Annotated in this window: 1 protein-coding gene; it reads right to left on the bottom strand. The window is 67.8% G+C overall.

The window, feature by feature from the left end; genetic code table 11:
- Positions 1–50: 50 nt before the first annotated feature.
- Positions 51–19,787 (bottom strand): BapA/Bap/LapF family large adhesin, encoded by a 19,737-nt coding sequence (locus B2J77_RS17155; protein WP_078479085.1) that lies wholly within the window; start codon positions 19,785–19,787, stop codon positions 51–53.
- Positions 19,788–19,840: the final 53 nt, after the last annotated feature.

The following is a 19,840-nucleotide window of genomic DNA, read 5'->3' as shown; positions in this document are numbered from 1 at the left end:
TGGTCATCGTCCTTGCCGCCGGGGGTGTACCCGGCGGGTTTGCAGCGGCCTCAGACCACATGGATACCGCTTTGCACCCACAAGTGGTGACTCGGATCCTCCTGGGCCGTGTATTGGTTATAGTCGATACCGTCGGCAGTTTGGTTCCCCACCTTGCTCCAGGTGTCGGTCATGTGAACCGAGTCACTTTCGTCCCCCTTGATGATCAGCGTGTCGCTGGCGCTGTCGGTGACCGCCACCACATCGGCCAGGGTCAATGTCAGGGTCACTGCGCTGGTGTCGTTGAGGTCGATGGTTTCGATCTCGTGCACCCGCCCGACCAGGTTGCCCAGGTCGATGCTGGCATCGCCGCCATTCCAGAGCAGGGTGTCGCTTCCGCTTGCTCCGTTGATGCTGGCAAAGGCCTGGTCGCTGATGACCAGCGTATCGTTGCCCGCGCCCCCGTCGAGCGCGACCGCGCTACCGGTGCTGGCCACCAGCGTGTCATCGCCATCGGTGCCGGCGATCACCTCGCTGGCAGCGACTGCGGCGACACTGGCCAGCGCCGCGCCCTCTTCACCGGTGTCCGCCATGATCGCAGCGGTGGCGGCAAAGCCGGTGACTGGGTCAAGGTTGATGGTGAGCGTGGCGGTGTCGGTGGTGCCGTTGGGGTGGGTCAGCTCGTAGGTGAACACTTCCCGTTGCCCGATCACCGACGAACTGAGACCGGCGTCGAGGGTATAGGCGTAGCTGCCGTCGGCCTGTACCACCAAGGTACCGTAATTGCCCTGGACAATGGCCCCGTTATAGCCCGGAATGGTGAAGGTGTTCGCCGCCGTCAGCACGCTCAGCACCGTCAGGGGCGAGCCCAGGTTGTCGGCGCCCGCGCCGTCGGTCAGCAGGTTGCCGGTGACCGGCGTGTAGCTGCCCACCACGAACTCGTTGAGGTGAGTGGCCGTGGCATTGACCGTGGTGGTCAGCGAGCTGAGCAGCCCAATGCCGCCTGCGGTGACCCGCACGTGGTAGGTGCCGGCGCCCTGGTTCTGGAAGGTGTAGCCCGCACCGCCGCCCAGCAGGGTCACCAATGAGCCACCACCTACGGTCTGCACCGTCACGTACTGCCCGGTGGCCGGGTTGAGCTTGAGCAGCTCGAGCGTGGTGCCGTTGAGCAGGGTCAGCAGGTTGGTGGAGTTGAGCACGACCTGTACATCAGCAGTGGTGTTGGCTGCCACGGTGGTGGTGTAGGTGGCCGAGCGGGTACCGAGCACCGGCAAGGACAGCGGTGAGAACGTGGTGGTGCTGCTGGTTTGCAGGTTCACCAGGCTGATGTTGGTGTTGTCGACGTCGTTCACCGCATCCACCACGGTGGCTGGCGCTGCATAGTTGGTGTTGCTCCACACCTCGGTGGCTTGAGGGCTGTCGATGCGCACGTACAGGTTGGCGGTGTCGGACTTGCCGTTCGGATGCACCAGTTGATAGCTGAATACATCCACCTTGCCGACGCTGCTCGGGCTGCCGTTGGGGGTGTAGGTGTAGCTGCCATCGCCCCTGATCACCAGCGTCCCGTACTGGCCCTGCACCGTGGTGGCGCTGCCAGCGGTCACGTAGCTCCCGCCTTTGAGCACCTGCAGGACCGCGTCGCTGTCCGGCCCCCGCGCATCGGTAGTGCCATCGATACCCACGTCGGTGACCACGTTGCCAGACGTTGCAGCGCCTGTACCGGTGAACTGGGTCAGGCTGGTGGTATCGACCTGCAACGTGGTGTTGACCGTGGTCAGCAGGCCGATGCCGCCGCTGCCCACGGTCAGCCGGTAGTCACCGGCACGCAGCTCGCCGATGTCCACGCGCAGGCCTTGGCCCAGCGGCAGCAATACCAGGTCGAGCAGGCCCTGGCTGTTGCCGGTGGCCAGCGTCACCCAGGCGCCACTGGCATTTTTTACCTGCAAGGTGAAGGTGGCGCTGTCCAGCAAGGCCAAGGCACTGCCTGTGTTGAGCGTCAGCGTCGGGTCCGCCGTTGTCCCTGCGCCAACTGTCCAGGTAAAGGTCTTGCTGAAGCCTGCCAGCAGGGTGCTGAACGAGTCCTGGTAGGTGCGGCTGCTGACGACGGGCGCAAGGTTGACCACGGCAGTGGCCAGGTTGTCGCTGGCGATAACCGGTGCATTGGCGTCCACATCGGGCGCGGTAACGGTGACGTTGCCCGACACGTTGCCGCGTGGGTCGCTCAAGGTCACCGACAGCAGCTGGCCATTGTCCTGCGGTGGGTTCAAGGCCACGGTGAAGCTACCGTTAGGCTGCACGGTACCGGTTTGCAGCACCGTGCCGGTCGCGCTGCGCACGGTGACGGTGGCGCCGGGCTCGCCGGTACCGGTCAGGCTGGTACCGTCGGCATTGACCTGCAGGTTGCCGGCGACCGCTGGCGGGGTGAAGTCCGGCGCCGTCAACGCGGTGGGCGTCGAAACGTTGCCGGCAGCGTCCGTGAGCGTAACCGACAGCGCCTGGTTGTCGATCTGCGCAGCCGCCAGGCTGACTACGAACAACCCGTTGCTGCCGACCGTGGCAGTGCCCAGCACGGTGCCGGCGCTGTTACGCACCTGCACCGTGCTGCCGACCTGGCCCGAGCCGCTGACGGCGGTGCCGGTGGGGTTGATGGTGGCAAGCGGCGCGGCAGGCGGCGTGGTGTCGGGTGCGAGCACGCTGGCGCTGCCGGACAGGTTACCGGCGGCATCGGTCTGGCGTACCACCAGCAGTTGCCCATCGTTCTGTGGTGAGCTCAGGGCGATGGTAAAGGTGCCGTTGGCCTGCACCACACCGGTACCGACCTGGCCTCCTGGGCCTTGCACGGTAACGGTAGCGCCTGCTTCACCGTTGCCGGTCAGTACGGTGCCCGCACCGTTGACCACCACGTTGGTCGGCGCAGCAGGTGGTTGGACGTCAGGCGCGGTGAAGGCGGTGTTGCCAGAGGCGTTGCCCGCCGCGTCGGTCTGGCTGACGGTCAGCACCTGGCCGTTCAACTGCGGTGCGTTCAGGTTGATGCTGAACTCGCCGGCGGCGTTGACCTGCCCGGTGCCCAGCACCGCATTGCCGGCGCTGCGCACGGTCACTGTCGCGCCCGCTTCGCCGGTGCCGGTCAGTACCAGGCCATTGCTCGACAGCGCGGCGATGACCGGGTTTGCAGGCGGGGTGATGTCTGCCGCCACCACGAAGGTTGGCTGCGACTCGCCGCCAACCAAGGCAACGGCCGTGACGGTCAGTTGCTGCCCGTTGAGTTGTGCGGCCGTCAGTTGCAGGCTGAACGTGCCGTTCAAGGTGGCGCCGCCGACACCGATCTGGTTGCCCGCCGGATCGTATACCCGAATGCCCGTTCCCGAAGGCGCATTGCCCGACAAGGTCAGGCCATCGCTGGCCAGCACGACGTTGGTAGGGGGTACCGGAGGAGGTGCCAACGGCGTGACGAAGGTGATGCTGGCAGACGTATTGGCCGCCGCATCGGTCTGGTAGACCACCAGCGACGCCACTGAGCCGGCAGGCGGACTGGTGACGATCTGGAAGGTCCCGGCGTCGCTGACTTCACCGGTACCGATCACCGTCCCGTTTTTGCTGATGGTGACGGTTGCGCCTGGCTCGCCACGGCCTGTGATCACGGTGAAGGTGTTGTCCACCGCCAGGTCTGTAACGGCACCGGGCGGCGAGGTATCCCGGGCCAGCAAGGTGGCCGGGATCGACGCGTTGCCTGCTGCGTCGATGGAGACCACGGTCAGAAGCTGGCCGTTGTTCTGGGCTGGGTTCAGGGCGACGGTGAAGGCACCGCCCGCCGCTACCTGGGCGGTGCCGACTTCGACACCGTCCGGCCCGCGCACGCTGATGGTGGTGCCGGCTTCGGCCGTACCGGTGAGGGTCTGGCCGGTGGCATTGAGCACAAGGTCACCCGGCTGCACCGGTGGGGTGAGGTCAGGTGCTTGCAGTTCCACGCCGGGCGATGGGTTGCCGGTGGCATCCTGGGCGATGAGTGTCAGCACTTCACCGTTGATCTGTGCCGGCGTCAGTGCCACCACGAAGCGGCCGTCAGCGGCGACGACCACTTGGCCGACCAGGTCGCCCTGGCTGTTGAGCACCGTCACGCGCGCCCCGACTTCGGCTGTGCCGACCACCTGGGTGCCGCTGCTGTTGATGGTCGCCACCACCGCTTCAGGGGGCGTGATGTCCAGGGCAGTCAGGGTGCTGACCGGCGAGACGTTCTGGGCAGCATCGGTCAGGGTCACCTGCAACCGCTCGCCATTGAGCTGCGGGGTTTGCAGGGCGATGGTGAAGGTGCCTGCGGCGCTCACCACTCCCGTGCCGATCTGCGTCGTGCCCACGAACACCCGCACGGTGGCGCCCACTTCGCCGACGCCACCTAGGGTGTCGCCTGCCGCATTGAGGCGTAACTCGGTCGCCGCTGCTGGCGGCGTCAGGTCGGGCGCCTGCACCGTGACCGCCTCGCTGACGTTGCCAGGTGGGTCGGCCTGCAGCACGGATAGCACTTGGTTATCGATCTGAGCCGGCGACAGGTCCACACGGAAGCTGCCGTCTGCCAGGACTGTGCCCGTGCCCAGCGCCACGCCCGCTGCATCCCTGACGGTTACCGTGGATCCCGGCTCACCCAAGCCGGTGACCACGCTGCCATCGGCGTTGATTGCCACCTGAGTCAATGGCTCTGGTGGGGTGAAGTCAGGCGTTTGCAAGGTGGCGATCGGCGAGACATTACCGGCCGCATCAGCCTGGGTGAAGCTCAGCACCTCGGCGTTGGTGAGCGGCGGGTCGAGGGTCAGCGTGAAGTTGCCGCTGGCATCGACGATGGCGCTGCCGATGTCCTCACCCGCTGCGTTGGTGACGGTCACTTCTGCGCCGGCTTCGCCGCGCCCCGTAATGGTGACGCCGTCGCTGGAGACCGCCAGCTCCGCCGGTGCGGTGGGCGGCGTGGTGTCAGGCGCGGTGATGACGCTGGCGCCCGATTGGTTGCCGGCGGCGTCGGTCAGCAGCACCTGAACCTGTTGCCCATTGGCCTGAGGCGCCGTGAGGTTGACCTGGAAGGTGCCATCGACGCGCACGGTGTCGGTACCCAGCACACTGCCGTCGGCAGCGATCACCCGCACGGTGACGCCTGGCTCGCCTGTACCGTTGAGCAGGCTGCCACCGCCAGCGAACTCCAGGTCCTGTGCAGGTGTTGGCGCGGTGCGGTCTGGCGCGGTAAGGCTGACGCTGTTCGATTCGTTACCGGCCACATCGGCCTGGCTGGCATTGAGCAGCTCGCCGTCCAGTTGTGCCGTCGCCAGCGTGGCGCTGAAGTTGCCAGCGGCATCGACCACGGCGGTGCCGAGTTCGATACCACCCTCGCCGGTGATGGTCACGGTAGCGCCCGGTTCGCCGCGGCCGGTCACGACCAGGCCATCGCCAGACAGCACCAGGCCGGTCAGCGGCAGCGGCGCCGTGGTGTCCGGCGCCTGCAGCGTGGCAGGTAGCGAAACCGCGCCGTCGGTGCCAGTGGCGGCGATCAGCAGCACTTCGCCGTTGGCCTGCGCGCTGCCAAGGTTGACCGTGAAGCTGCCGTCATTGGCCACTGGGCTGCTGCCCAGGAGTTGCCCATTGGTGCCGTACACGTTGACGGTGGTGCCGCTGGCTGCCGTTCCCGATACCGATAGCCCGTCGGCTGCCAGGACCAGGTCTGCCGGGGTTGCCGGTGCCAAGGGCCCAGGGGCGTTGATCGATTGGGCAGGCGATACGTTCTGCGCTGCATCGGCTTGCACCACGCTGAGGGTTTCACCCACCAGTGCCGCAGGGCTCAGGCTGACATTGAAACGACCGTCGGCTGCGACCACGGCTGTGCCCAGCAGGCTGCCATCGGCTGCGCTGACGCGCACGGTGGCGCCGGCCTCACCGGTGCCCACCAGGCTCGCGCCGTCGGCGGACACGGCCAGGTTGCTGACGGCGGGCGGCGGCGTGGTGTCTGCTGCGGTATAGGGCGCAGCGGTCGAGACATTGCCGGCAGCGTCGGTGGCGGTCACCTGCAAGGCCTGACCGTTGGTCTGGGGAGCATTGAGGGTGATCTGGAAGGTGCCGTTGGCAGCGGCGACTGCCGTGCCCAGCACGTTGCCGGCGCTGTCGCGCACGGTCACCGTGCTGCCTGCTTCGGCGCTGCCGGTCATTTGCAGGCCTGAAGGGGCGAGCAGCAGGTCGATCGGCGCGTCGGGTGCCGTAAAGTCCGGCGCAGTCACGGCAACCGCCACCGATGTGTTGTTGCCCGCATCGGTCTGGGTGACGCTCAGGCGCTGCGCGTTGAGCTGCGCACTGTCCAGGGTCAGGGTGAAGCTGCCATTGGCCGCGACCAGTCCTGTACCGAGGATGGTGCCGTCGACCCCGCGTACGCTGACGGTGGCGCCTGCTTCGCCCAGGCCGGTCAGGGTCAGGCCGTTGTTGTTCAGCACCACGTTGGTCAGGGCGGCCGGGGGTGTGAGGTCTGGCGTGGTGAGGTTGACGGCAACCGAGGTGTTGCCGGCGGCATCGACCTGGGTGACGCCGATGGCTTGGCCATTGGCCTGGGGCGTATCGAACACCACGGTAAAGCGGCCGTCCACACCCACAGTCGCCGTTCCTAGCACGGCGCCGGAGGCGTTGCGCACCTGCACGGTAGCGCCGGGTTCACCGCTGCCGGACAGCTGCCGGCCATCGCCGCTCAACTGCGCGTCGCTCACGGCTGCCGGCGGTGTGCGATCTGGCGTGGCCAGGCTGGCCGGTGCCGACACGTTGCCGGCTGCATCGCTGAGGGTGACCTGCAGCGCGCTACCGGTTGTCTGGGCGCTGGGCAGGGTGATCTGGAACTGGCCACTCTGGTTGACGGTACCGGTGGCCAGTACCGCGCCGCTGGCATCGCGAATCGTCACCAGCGCCCCGGCCTCACCCTGGCCGCTGACGACCGTGGCCGCGTTGTTCAGGCTCAGGTTGTCGGCAGCCAGAGGTGCCTGCAGATCGGGGGCTTGCAAGGTCGCGGCCAATGACACGTTACCGGCCGCGTCCGCCTGGGTCACGATCAGGTTCTGGGCATTGGCCACTGGCGGAACGAAGTTGATCGTGAACAGGCCATTGCTGCCCACGGTCGCGCTGCCCAGGAAGTTGCCCAGGCTATCGCTGACGCGCACGGTGGCGCCCACTTCGCCCTGGCCGGTCAAGGTGCTGCCGATCCGGTCGATGGCCACGTTTGTCGGTGCATCCGGTGGTGTGGTGTCTTCGGCGACCACGGTGGCTGGCACCGAGGGCTGACCGCCTGCCGTCGCTCGCGCGGTGACCTGCAATTTCTGCGCATTGAGCTGGGCATTGAGGAAGAACACGCGGAAGATGCCATCGGTGCCAACCGTCGCCGTGCCCAACGTGGTACCGGCGGATGTCACGGTAATCAAGGTACCGACGGTGCCCTGGCCGGTCAGCAGGAAGCCGTCGTCGCTGATCGCCAGGTTGCTTGGGGCCGCGACTTCGTTGCCGGTCGGGCCTTGCAGCTGTACTTCGGTGGAGGCGTTGCCGGCCGGGTCGATCACGACCACGTCGACCGTTTCGCCCGTGCTCAGGGGCGGGTCGACCGGGATCACGAAGGTGCCGTCCGGGCCTGCCGTTTCACTGCCGCGCTCGGAGCCATCAGGATTGCGGATGACCACCGTGCTGCCAGGTTCGGCCGTGCCGCCGACCGTGGTGCCATCGGGGCTCACGCTGACATCGGTAGCTGGCAGCGGATCGGTGTTGTCCGGTGCTGTCACGCTGATCGGCGCCGACGCATTGCCAGTCGGATCGGTGACCACGACGGTGACCGTCTCTCCATTGTTCTGCGGGGTGGGCAGCGTCACGCTGAAGCCGCCGTCGGCGTCTACTGGGACAGTGACTTGGCCCCCGGCACTGTCGCGTACCGTGACGGTCTGGGCGCCAGGTGCGTTGCCGGTGACGGTGGTGCCGTCTTCGCTGACCACAACGCCAGTGGGTTGCGCAGGTGGGGTGATGTCCGGCGCGGTGACCTGACCGGGCAACGAAACGTTGCCGGCACCGTCGATCAGCACGACGTCCAGCACTTGCCCATCGAGCTGCGCAGGTGACACGGGGACGATGAAATTGCCGCCCTCAGGCACCACGACGCTGCCCAGCACGGTGCCGTCAGCGGCACGTACTTCTGCCGTGGCGCCAGGTTCGCCAACGCCTTGGATGGCAGTGCCGCCCGGGGTGATGACCAGACCCGTGGCGGTTGACGGTGGAGTGCTGTCCTCAGCCGTGAGCGTGGTTGGAGGTGACAGGTTGCCCTGTGCGTCGATGAGGATTACCGACAGCACTTCACCATTGGTTTGTGCAGGGGTGAGAGGGACTTCGAAGTTGCCATCGACCCCTACTTCGACGCTGCCCAGCACATTGCCGGCGACATCGCGGACCTCGACAGTGGTCCCGGCCTCACCTCGGCCGCTCAGTACATTCCCTGCGCCATTGAGCGTGAGGCCAACAGCCGCCACAGGCGGTTCGAGGTCAGGCGCCGTCAAGGTGCCAGGAACGGAGGCGTTGCCGGCGGGGTCGGTTTGGGTGATTGATAGCGCCTGGCCACCGAGTTGCGCCGGTACCAGGGTAACGCTGAAGTTGCCGTCGGCTTGGACCTCGGCAGTGCCCAGCACGATGCCGGCGACGCCGGTCACCGTGACTTGTGCGCCGGGCTCGCCCGTGCCCGTGACGACGGTGCCATCAGCGGACACCAGCAGGGTGCCGGGGATGGCCGGCGGTTCATTGTCTGGTGCAGTCAGGTCGACGGCCTGGGACAGGTTGCCGGCGGCATCGCGCTGTTCGACGCTCAGCACCTGGCCATTGGTCTGCGCGGGGTCGAGCGTGACCGAGAATGCGCCGTTGTCGCCTACTTGGGCAAAGCCCAACACGGCGCCGTTCGGGCCGCGCACGGTCACCGTGGCGCCGGCTTCGCCAGTGCCACTCACCACGCTGCCTGCGCCGTTGATGGCGGCGTCGGCGACCAGTTGGGGTGGCGTGGTATCCGGCGCAGTGAAGGGTACCGGGCCTGCGCTGTTGCCCAGGTTGTCGGTGGCTTCCACGCTCAAGTTTTCGCCGTTGCGCTGGGCAGCGGACAGGGTGACGTCGAAGCGCCCGTCAGCACCCACGGTTGCGCTGCCCAGCACAGCGCCGCCTGCGTCGCGTACGGTGATGATCGAGCCGACCTGACCTACACCGGTCAGATGGATACCCGCGGTGTCGATAGCCAACGCGGAAGGCTGCAACGGGCCGTCCAGATCGGGCGCCGTGACGGTGGCGCTCGAGGTATTGCCTGCGCCATCGCGCACGGTGACTTCCAGGGTCTGACCATCGGTCTGCGGCGGCGTCAGTTGCACGCTGATGACGCCGTTGGCACCGATCTGAGCCGTGCCGAGCACGTTGCCATCGGCATCGGTGACCTGCACCGTGGCCCCTGCCTCGCCACGTCCGGTCAACACGCTGCCGTTGGTGCTCAACTGCAGATCGGTAGGTTCATTGGGGGCCGTGATGTCGGGAGCGACGATTTGCACGGGCAACGAAGGGGTGCCGTCGCCATCGATGGCGACCACATCCAGGGTTTCACCGTTGGCCTGGGCCGGTGTGAGGCCCACGGTGAAGCTGCCGTCAGGGTTGGCCTGAACGGTGCCGATGACATTGCCCTGCGTATCGCGCACTTCCACCTGGCTGTTGCCAGGGGCTGTGCCGCTGACCGAGGTGCCGTCGCCAGCCACCACGATGTCGGTCGGGCTAGCCGGTACGGGGGCTTGCGAAACGGTGACGTCTATCGCCGTGGAGACATTGCCGGCTGCATCGGTCTGCACCAGCGTGATGGCCTGGCCGGCCACCAACGGCGCATCGAGGTTGACGACGAAGGTGCCGTTGGCCGCGACGGTGCCCGTGCCGATGACCAGGCCCTCGTCATTGCGCACCTGCACGGTGGCGCCCGGCTCGCCCCTGCCTGCAACGGCAAGGCTTCCCGCACCTGCCTGCACGTTGCTGACCGGTACCGGCGGCGTGATGTCGGGGGCGACATAGCCTAGCGGCACCGAGCTGTTGCCTGCGGCGTCGGTGACGGTCACGGACAGGGCCTGACCGTTGGCCTGGGGCGGGTCGAGTGTGAGGGTAAAGGTGCCGCCGGGCTGGGCGATGGCGCTGCCGATCAGGGTGCCGGCGGCGTCGCGCACTTCAACGCGCGCGCCGGCCTCGGCCGTACCGCTCAAGGTCACGCCGTTTTCCAGCGCCAGGTTGGCCGGTTGCAACGGCGCCACCTGGTCAGGGGCGGCCAGCGAGCTTGGCACGGAGATGTTGCCCGCTGCATCGGTGAGGGTGACCTGGAGCGCCGAGCCGTCGATCACCGGCGTCTGCAACTGCACCACGAAGCTGCCGTCGGCTTGTACTGTGCCGGATGCCAGCAGTTGGCCCTGGTCGTTGCGCACTTGGACAGTGGTGCCGGCTTCACCGCGCCCGGAAACAGTGGCGCCATTGGCGCTGATCACCAGGTCGGTGGCAGGTTGCGGCGGCGTGGTGTCGCCGCCGTTGTCGATCACAGGCGCAGTGACCGAGCCCGGCAATGAGGCATTGCCGGCGGCGTCGGTAGCATTGACCTGCAGCTGCTCGCCGGCCACTTGTGGCGGATTCAGGGTGATGCTGAAGACACCGGTCGCACCCACTACGGCCGAACCCAGCACAGTGACCCCATCAGCGGCCAGCACGCGCACGGTACTGCCAGCTTCGGCGCGCCCCGTGACGATGCTGCCGTCGCCATTGACTTGCAGCTCGCCGGGGATGGCCGGTGGCGTGATGTCCGGCGCCGTCACCTGCACAGGCAGGGAGGCATTTGCGGCGCCATCGATGGCCACCACGTCGAGCAATTCGCCGTTCGCCTGAGCCGGGTTGAGCACGACGGTGAATGTGCCACCGGCGCCTACCACCACACTGCCGACTACGTTGCCATCGGCATCGCGTACCTGCACCTGGCTGCCTGCCGGGGCCGTGCCGCTGATGCTGGTGCCGTCCTCGGCCACCACCAGATCGCTCGGGCTGGCCGGGGCCGGAACCAGAGGAACGTCGAACAGCAGCGGTTCGGACCCATTGCCGCTTGGGTCGGTCTGCACGAGGCTCAGGCGTGCGCCGGGCTGGGCAGGTGGGTTGAGTTCGAGCAGGAAGGTCCCGTTGCCACTCACGATGCCGCTGCCGATTACGCTACCGTTCGCATCGCGCACTTCTACGCGCGCGCCCGCTTCGCCTCGACCGGCCACGGTCAGGCCGGCGTTACCCACCACCACGTTGCTTACCGAAGCCGGCGGCGTGATGTCCGGCGCTTCGAACTGCAGCGGGGTCGAGGTGTTGCCGGCGGCATCTACCAGGCGTACATCGAGTGCTTCGCCGTTGGCCTGCGCGGGTGCCAGGGTGATACTGAAGTTGCCGTTTGCATCGACCAGGCCGGTGCCGATCACGGCCCCATCCGCGGTGCGTACCTGCACCGTTGCGCCAGGCTCGCCGCGACCGGTCAGCGTGACGCCGCCTTCAAGGGCAAGCGCGGTTGGTTGGGCAGGCGCCAGCAGGTCGGGGCTGACCACGGTGGCTGGGGTGGAGGCGTTGCCGGCGGCATCGGTGAGCACGACTTGCAGGGTGCTGCCGTCCTTGACCGCAGGGTCCAGCGTGACCTGGAAGGTGCCGTCGGCATTGACGGTGCCGCTGGCCAACAGGTTGCCTTGTCCATCGCGTACCTGCACGGTGGCGCCAGCCTCGCCGCGCCCATTCAGTTGCGCGCCGGCAAGGTTGATGGCCAGGCCCGTGGCAGGTGCAGGCGGCGTGTTGTCCACGGCGTCGATGTCGGGCGCTGTGACATTGCCCCCAGCAGAGGTGTTGCCCGCCGCGTCGGTGGCCGTGACCTGCAAGACCTCGCCGTCGACCTGCGGCGGGTTCAGCGTGATGCTGAAGCTGCCGGTGGCGCCGACCACTGCACTGCCCAACACCGTGGTGCCATCGGCTGCCAGCACGCGCACAGTGCTGCCAGGCTCGCCACGTCCGCTGAGTACCGTGCCGTCGGCATTGACGGCCAGTTCGCTTGGCGTTGCAGGTGCAGTGATGTCCGGGGCGATGATCTGGGTGGGCAGGGAAGAAAGCCCTGCACCGTCGATCGCGACCACATCGAGCAGTTCGCCGTTGGCCTGCGCGGGTGCCAATTCGACCGAGAAGCTGCCGTCAGGGCCTGCGACTGCGCTGCCCAGCAACGCACCGTCCGCGCCGCGCACTTCTACCCGAGTACCTGCCGGGGCGGTACCGGTCAGGGCGGTACCGTCTTCTGACAGTGCCAGTTCAGCAGGGCTGGCGGGCGGATTGGTCGCTGGCACCGCGAATGTCACGGCGATCGAAGCATTGCCGCTGGGGTCCACCTGGATCAGGCTCAGTTGCTCACCGGGCTGCGCGGCAGGGTCGAGATTGACCAGGAAAGTGCCGTTGGCGGTAACCACGCCGCGACCCAGCAGGTTGCCATCGATGTCACGCACTTCAACCGTGGCACCGGCTTCGCCTCGACCACTGAGTGCGGTACCCCCTGGCCCGACCAGAAGGTTGGTCACAGCTTCTGGTGGCGTGATGTCCGGGGCGTTGAACTGCAGCGGGTCAGACGTGTTACCCGCTGCATCGACCAGGCGTACGTCCAATGCCTGGCCGTTGGCCTGGGCAGGAGAGAGGGTGACTGTGAACCGGCCGTCGTCGCCAACAATTGCCGAGCCGATCAGGGTACCGGCTGCGGTACGGACCTGCACGGTCGCACCTGCTTCACCGCGGCCAGTCAGGGTCACGCCGCCAGCCAACGCCAGTTCGGTTGGCTGTACCGGGGCGATCAAGTCAGGGGAAGTAACGGTCGCGGCCTCGGACACATTGCCAGCGGCATCGGTGAGCGTGACCTGCAGGTCGCTACCGTCCTTGACGGCGGGGTCCAGGTTGACAGTAAAGGTGCCATCGGCGGCCACGGTACCGGTTGCAATCAGGTCACCGGCCGCATTGCGCACTTGGACCGTGGCTCCGGCTTCACCGCGACCACTCAACTGGGTACCCGCCACACCCACTACCAGGTTGGAAGCCGCTTCAGGCGGCGTCGTATCGCCGCCGCCGTCAATGTCCGGCGCGGTGACCGAACTGGCCTGGGATGCATTGCCCGATGCATCGGTGGCAGTGGCTTGCAGCACTTCGCCGTCCACCTGGGCAGGGTTCAGGGTGATGCTGAACACGCCGGTGGCGCCGACGACTGCCGAGCCCAACTCAGTGCCATCAGCGGCCAGAATGCGCACGGTGCTGCCCGGCTCGGCGCGGCCCGTGACCACGCTGCCGTCGGCACTCACCGCCAGCTCTGCGGGAGCGGCGGGAGCCGTGATATCGGGGGCGGTGACCTGGGCGGGCAGTGACGATACATCGTCGGCGATGGCCACCACATCCAGCAGTTCGCCGTTGGCCTGGGCCGGGTTCAGGTCGATGCTGAAGCTGCCGTCGGCATTGGCGATGGTGCTGCCGATCAACGCACCGCTGGCATCGCGCACTTCGACGCGTGAGCCTGCCGGGGCAGTACCGGTGAGCACGGTGCCGTCGGCGTTTACCGCCAGGTTGGCTGGGCTTTCCAGGGCTGGGGTCAGGGGCACTTCGTAGTCGACGGCGGGCGAGGCGTTGCCGCTAGGGTCTGTCTGCACCAGGCTCAGTTGCTCGCCGGGTTGCACGGCGGGGTCGAGGTTGACCAGGAAGGTGCCGTTGGCAGTGACCACGGCGCTGCCCAGCAGGGTCCCGTTCGCATCGCGCACCTCCACCGTTGCACCTGGCTCGCCTCGGCCACCGATGACGGTACCGCCGGGGCCGACCAGTACATTGGTGACCGCTTCTGGCGGAGTGATGTCAGGGGCGTCGAACTGCAAGGGCGCCGAGGCGTTGCCTGCCGCATCGACCAGGCGTACGTCCAGTGCCTGGCCGTTGGCCTGGGCAGGGGAGAGAGTAATGCTGAAGGCGCCGTCTGCGCCCACGGTGCCTATGCCGATCACGGTGCCGGCGGCATCGCGCACTTGCACGGTAGCACCCGGCTCACCGCGGCCGGTGAAGGTAACGCCATCGGCCAAGGCAAGGTCGGTGGGTTGCGCAGGCCCTACGAGGTCTGGCGATGCCACGCTGGCGGCTGGCGAAGTGTTGCCCGCTGCGTCGGTCAGGGTGACTTGTAGGCTGCTGCCGTCCTTGACGGCGGGGTCCAGGCTGACGGTGAAGGTCCCATCGGCACCGACGGTGCCTGTGGCGAGCAGGTTACCTGCCGCGTCGCGCACTTGCACGGTGGTGCCGGCTTCGCCGCGGCCGGTCAGTTGACTGCCTGCTAGCCCGATGACCAGGTCCACGGGCGCGTCTGGCGGTGTGACGTCACCACCGCCATCGATGTCCGGTGCTGTGACCGAACTGGCCTGGGATGCATTGCCCGATGCATCGGTGGCAGTGGCTTGCAGCACTTCGCCGTCCACCTGGGCAGGGTTCAGGGTGATGCTGAACACGCCGGTGGCGCCGACGACTGCCGAGCCCAACTCAGTGCCATCAGCGGCCAGAATGCGCACGGTGCTGCCCGGCTCGGCGCGGCCCGTGACCACGCTGCCGTCGGCACTCACCGCCAGCTCTGCGGGAGCGGCGGGAGCCGTGATATCGGGGGCGGTGACCTGGGCGGGCAGTGACGATACATCGTCGGCGATGGCCACCACATCCAGCAGTTCGCCGTTGGCCTGGGCCGGGTTCAGGTCGATGCTGAAGCTGCCGTCGGCATTGGCGATGGCGCTGCCGACCAACGCACCGCTGGCATCGCGCACTTCGACGCGTGAGCCTGCCGGGGCAGTACCGGTGAGCACGGTGCCGTCGGCGTTTACCGCCAGGTTGGCTGGGCTTTCCAGGGCTGGGGTCAGGGGCACTTCGTAGTTGACGGCGGGCGAGGCGTTGCCGCTAGGGTCTGTCTGCACCAGGCTCAGTTGCTCGCCGGGTTGCACGGCGGGGTCGAGGTTGACCAGGAAGGTGCCGTTGGCAGTGACCACGGCGCTGCCCAGCAGGGTCCCGTTCGCATCGCGCACCTCCACCGTTGCACCTGGCTCGCCTCGGCCACCGATGACGGTACCGCCGGGGCCGACCAGCACATTGGTGACCGCTTCTGGCGGAGTGATGTCAGGGGCGTCGAACTGCAAGGGCGCCGAGGCATTGCCTGCCGCATCGACCAGGCGTACGTCCAGTGCCTGGCCGTTGGCCTGGGCAGGGGAGAGAGTGATGCTGAAGGCGCCGTCTGCGCCCACGGTGCCTGTGCCGATCACGGTGCCGGCGGCATCGCGCACTTGCACGGTAGCACCCGGCTCACCGCGGCCGGTGAAGGTGACGCCATCGGCCAGGGCCAGGTCAGTGGGTTGGGCAGGCCCTACGAGGTCTGGCGACGCCACGCTGGCGGCTGGCGATGTGTTGCCTGCCGCGTCAGTGAGGGTGACTTGGAGGCTGCTGCCGTCCTTGACGGCGGGGTCCAGGCTGACGGTGAAGGTCCCATCGGCACCGACGGTGCCTGTGGCGAGCAGGTTGCCTGCCGCGTCGCGCACTTGCACGGTGGTGCCGGCTTCGCCGCGGCCAGTCAGTTGACTGCCTGCTAGCCCGATGACCAGGTCCACGGGCGCGTCTGGCGGTGTGACGTCACCACCGCCATCGATGTCCGGTGCTGTGACTGCACTGGCTTGGGATACGTTGCCCGATGCATCGGTGGCAGTGGCTTGTAGCACTTCGCCGTCCACCTGGGCAGGGTTCAGGGTAATGCTGAACACGCCGGTGGCGCCGACCACCGCCGAGCCCAGCTCGGTGCCGTCAGCGGCCAGAATGCGCACGGTGCTGCCCGGCTCGGCGCGGCCCGTGACCACGGTGCCGTCGGCGCTCACCGCCAGCTCTGCGGGAGCGGCGGGAGCCGTGATATCGGGGGCGGTGACCTGGGCGGGCAGTGACGATACACCGTCGGCGATGGCCACCACATCCAGCAGTTCGCCGTTGGCCTGGGCCGGGTTCAGGTCGATGCTGAAGCTGCCGTCGGCATTGGCGATGGCGCTGCCGACCAACGCACCGCTGGCATCGCGCACTTCGACGCGTGAGCCTGCCGGGGCAGTACCGGTGAGCACGGTGCCGTCGGCGTTTACCGCCAGGTTGGCTGGGCTTTCCAGGGCTGGGGTCAGGGGCACTTCGTAGTTGACGGCGGGCGAGGCGTTGCCGCTAGGGTCTGTCTGCACCAGGCTCAGTTGCTCGCCGGGTTGCACGGCGGGGTCGAGGTTGACCAGGAAGGTGCCGTTGGCAGTGACCACGGCGCTGCCCAGCAGGGTCCCGTTCGCATCGCGCACCTCCACCGTTGCACCTGGCTCGCCTCGGCCACCGATGACGGTACCGCCGGGGCCGACCAGCACATTGGTGACCGCTTCTGGCGGAGTGATGTCAGGGGCGTCGAACTGCAAGGGCGCCGAGGCGTTGCCTGCCGCATCGACCAGGCGTACGTCCAGTGCCTGGCCGTTGGCCTGGGCAGGGGAGAGGGTGATGCTGAAGGCGCCGTCTGCGCCCACGGTGCCTGTGCCGATCACGGTGCCGGCGGCATCGCGCACTTGCACGGTAGCGCCTGGCTCACCGCGGCCGGTGAAGGTGACGCCATCGGTCAGGGCGAGGTCGGTGGGTTGCGCAGGCCCCACGAGGTCTGGCGATGCCACGCTGGCGGCTGGCGAAGTGTTGCCCGCTGCGTCGGTCAGGGTGACTTGGAGGCTGCTGCCGTCCTTGACGGCGGGGTCCAGGCTGACGGTGAAGGTCCCATCGGCACCGACGGTGCCTGTGGCGAGCAGGTTGCCTGCCGCGTCGCGCACTTGCACGGTGGTGCCGGCTTCGCCGCGGCCAGTCAGTTGACTGCCTGCTAGCCCGATGACCAGGTCCACGGGCGCGTCTGGCGGTGTGACGTCACCACCGCCATCGATGTCCGGTGCTGTGACTGCACTGGCTTGGGATACGTTGCCCGCCGCATCGGTGGCAGTGGCTTGCAGCACTTCGCCGTCCACTTGGGCAGGGTTCAAGGTAATGCTGAACACGCCGGTGGCGCCGACCACCGCCGAGCCCAGCTCGGTGCCGTCAGCGGCCAGAATGCGCACGGTGCTGCCCGGCTCGGCGCGGCCCGTGACCACGGTGCCGTCGGCACTCACCGCCAGCTCTGCGGGAGCGGCGGGAGCCGTGATATCGGGGGCGGTGACCTGGGCGGGCAGTGACGATACACCGTCGGCGATGGCCACCACATCCAGCAGTTCGCCGTTGGCCTGGGCCGGGTTCAGATCGATGCTGAAGCTGCCGTCGGCATTGGCGATGGCGCTGCCGACCAACGCACCGCTGGCATCGCGCACTTCGACGCGCGAGCCTGCCGGGGCAGTACCGGTAAGCACGGTGCCGTCGGCGTTTACCGCCAGGTTGGCTGGGCTTTCCAGGGCTGGGGTCAGGGGCACTTCGTAGTCGACGGCGGGCGAGGCGTTGCCGCTAGGGTCTGTCTGCACCAGGCTCAGTTGCTCGCCGGGTTGCACGGCGGGGTCGAGGTTGACCAGGAAGGTGCCGTTGGCAGTGACCACCGCGCTGCCCAGCAGGGTCCCGCTCGCATCGCGCACCTCCACCGTTGCACCTGGCTCGCCTCGGCCCCCGATGACGGTACCGCCAGGGCCGACCAGCACATTGGTGACCGCCTCTGGCGGGGTGATGTCAGGGGCGTCGAACTGCAAGGGCGCCGAGGCATTGCCTGCCCCATCGACTAGGCGTACGTCCAGTGCCTGGCCGTTGGCCTGGGCAGGGGAGAGAGTAATGCTGAAGGCGCCGTCTGCGCCCACGGTGCCTGTGCCGATCACGGTGCCGGCGGCATCGCGCACTTGCACGGTAGCACCCGGCTCACCGCGGCCGGTGAAGGTGACGCCATCGGCCAGGGCCAGGTCAGTGGGTTGGGCAGGCCCTACGAGGTCTGGCGACGCCACGCTGGCGGCTGGCGATGTGTTGCCTGCCGCGTCGGTCAGGGTGACTTGGAGGCTGCTGCCGTCCTTGACGGCGGGGTCCAGGCTGACGGTGAAGGTCCCATCGGCACCGACGGTGCCTGTGGCGAGCAGGTTGCCTGCGGCGTCGCGCACTTGCACGGTGGTGCCGGCTTCGCCGCGACCGCTCAACTGTGTGCCGGCTAGGCCGACCACTAGGTCCACAGGTGCATCCGGCGGTGTGGTGTCACCGCCATCGACCAAGGGCGCGGTGATGTTGGCTGCCGGCGACGTATTGCCTGCTGCGTCGGTAGCGCTCACCGCCAGGGCCTGGCCAGTGGTCTGCGGGGGTTGCAGCGTGATGCTGAACAGGCCGTCGGCGCCCGCGATGGCGGTGCCCAGCAACGCACCGCCAGGGCCGCGTACCGAAACGGTAGACCCAGGTTCGGCCCGCCCGGTCAGGGTGGCCCCTTGGGCATCGACGGCCAGGTTGGTCGGTGCGAGCGGCGCTGTGAGGTCTGGCGCAACGACGGCACCCGGTGCAGAGACGTTGCCAGCGGCGTCGGTCAGGGTGACTTGCAGGTTCTGGCTATCAAGCTGCGCCGGTGTGAGCACCACCTCGAAGGCTCCATTGGCCCCCACCACGCCGCTGCCGATCACATTGCCGGCAGGGTCGCGAACGTTGACCGTGGTGCCGGGTTCGCCGCGGCCCGACAGGCGCGTGCCATCAGCGGAGACAACGAGCGCCACGGGCGCATCAGGAGCGGTGGTGTCGGTGCCATCGACCACTGGAGCCACAATACCAGCTGCGGCGGACGTGTTGCCCGCTGCATCCTCGGCCGTGACCTGCAACGCCTGGCCCGCTGTCTGTGCCGGTTGCAGGGTAATGCTGAACAAGCCGTCCGCCCCAGCCGTGGCCGAGCCCAGCAGCACGCCGTCAGCCCCTCTGACCGACACCGTGGAACCGGGCTCGGCGCGGCCTGTGAGCGTTGTACCCTGAGCGTCGATGGCAAGTTCGGTCGGCGCCAGCGGAGCGGTCGCATCCGGCGCGGTCACGGTGCCCGGTGCAGACACATTGCCGGCTGCATCGGTCAAGGTTACCTGCAGGTTTTCGTTGTTGATCTGGGGGGCGTTGAGCGCTATATCGAAGCTGCCATCGGCCCCGACCGTACCGGTACCGAGCAGGTTGCCAGCGGCATCACGAATGTTCACGATCGCACCCGCTTCACCGCGCCCCGACAGGCGCAGGCCATCCGGGGAAACCAGCAGGTCGATGGGGGTTGCCGGTGCCGTGGTGTCAGGTACTGCACCGCCACCGCCGCCGCCGCCGCTACCGCCGCCCAGCGCCGCCGCGCCGCCGCCCACGCCGAGCAATCCCAAGCCTGCGATGGCCCACGTCGGCATCGCGTCGCCCGCCGTACCGATGCCTGCAACCAGTTCGTCCAGAGAAGCCACTTCGTTGAAGGTGAAGCCGGTGAAAGCCTGAGCGTTGTATTCGGCTTGCCAGAGGGTGCCGTCTTCGCCGACGAACACCATGTCGCTGCCGACGCCTGCCTGGTTCACCGCGAAGAAATTATCGATGGTGACCTTTTCGCCGGACTTGAGCGTGACGATCAAATCCTGCCCGCGTTGCGTGACGGTGGCGACCTGGTCGGGCGCGACGGGCATCTGCACGACGCCTGGGCCATTGAGAGTGATATTGCCCCAGGCATTCTGGGTGGCGACGGCGGACTGCTTATCGGCGACGACGATGTTTTCCATGAAGTGCTCCCTGCTGGTCGACTGATCCCCCCCGGCCTGAATGCGGCCGGCAT

It is taken from the genome of Pseudomonas parafulva, from assembly GCF_002021815.1.
Taxonomy (GTDB): Bacteria; Pseudomonadota; Gammaproteobacteria; order Pseudomonadales; family Pseudomonadaceae; genus Aquipseudomonas; species Aquipseudomonas parafulva_B.
The sequence above is the reverse complement of the archived record's forward strand: the minus strand, read 5'-3'. Positions and strand labels throughout refer to the sequence as shown.

Coding starts and splice junctions, on each gene's coding strand:
- B2J77_RS17155 (WP_078479085.1), bottom strand. CDS start 19,787: ATGGAAAACATCGTCGTCGCCGATAAGCAGTCCGCCGTCGCCACCCAG.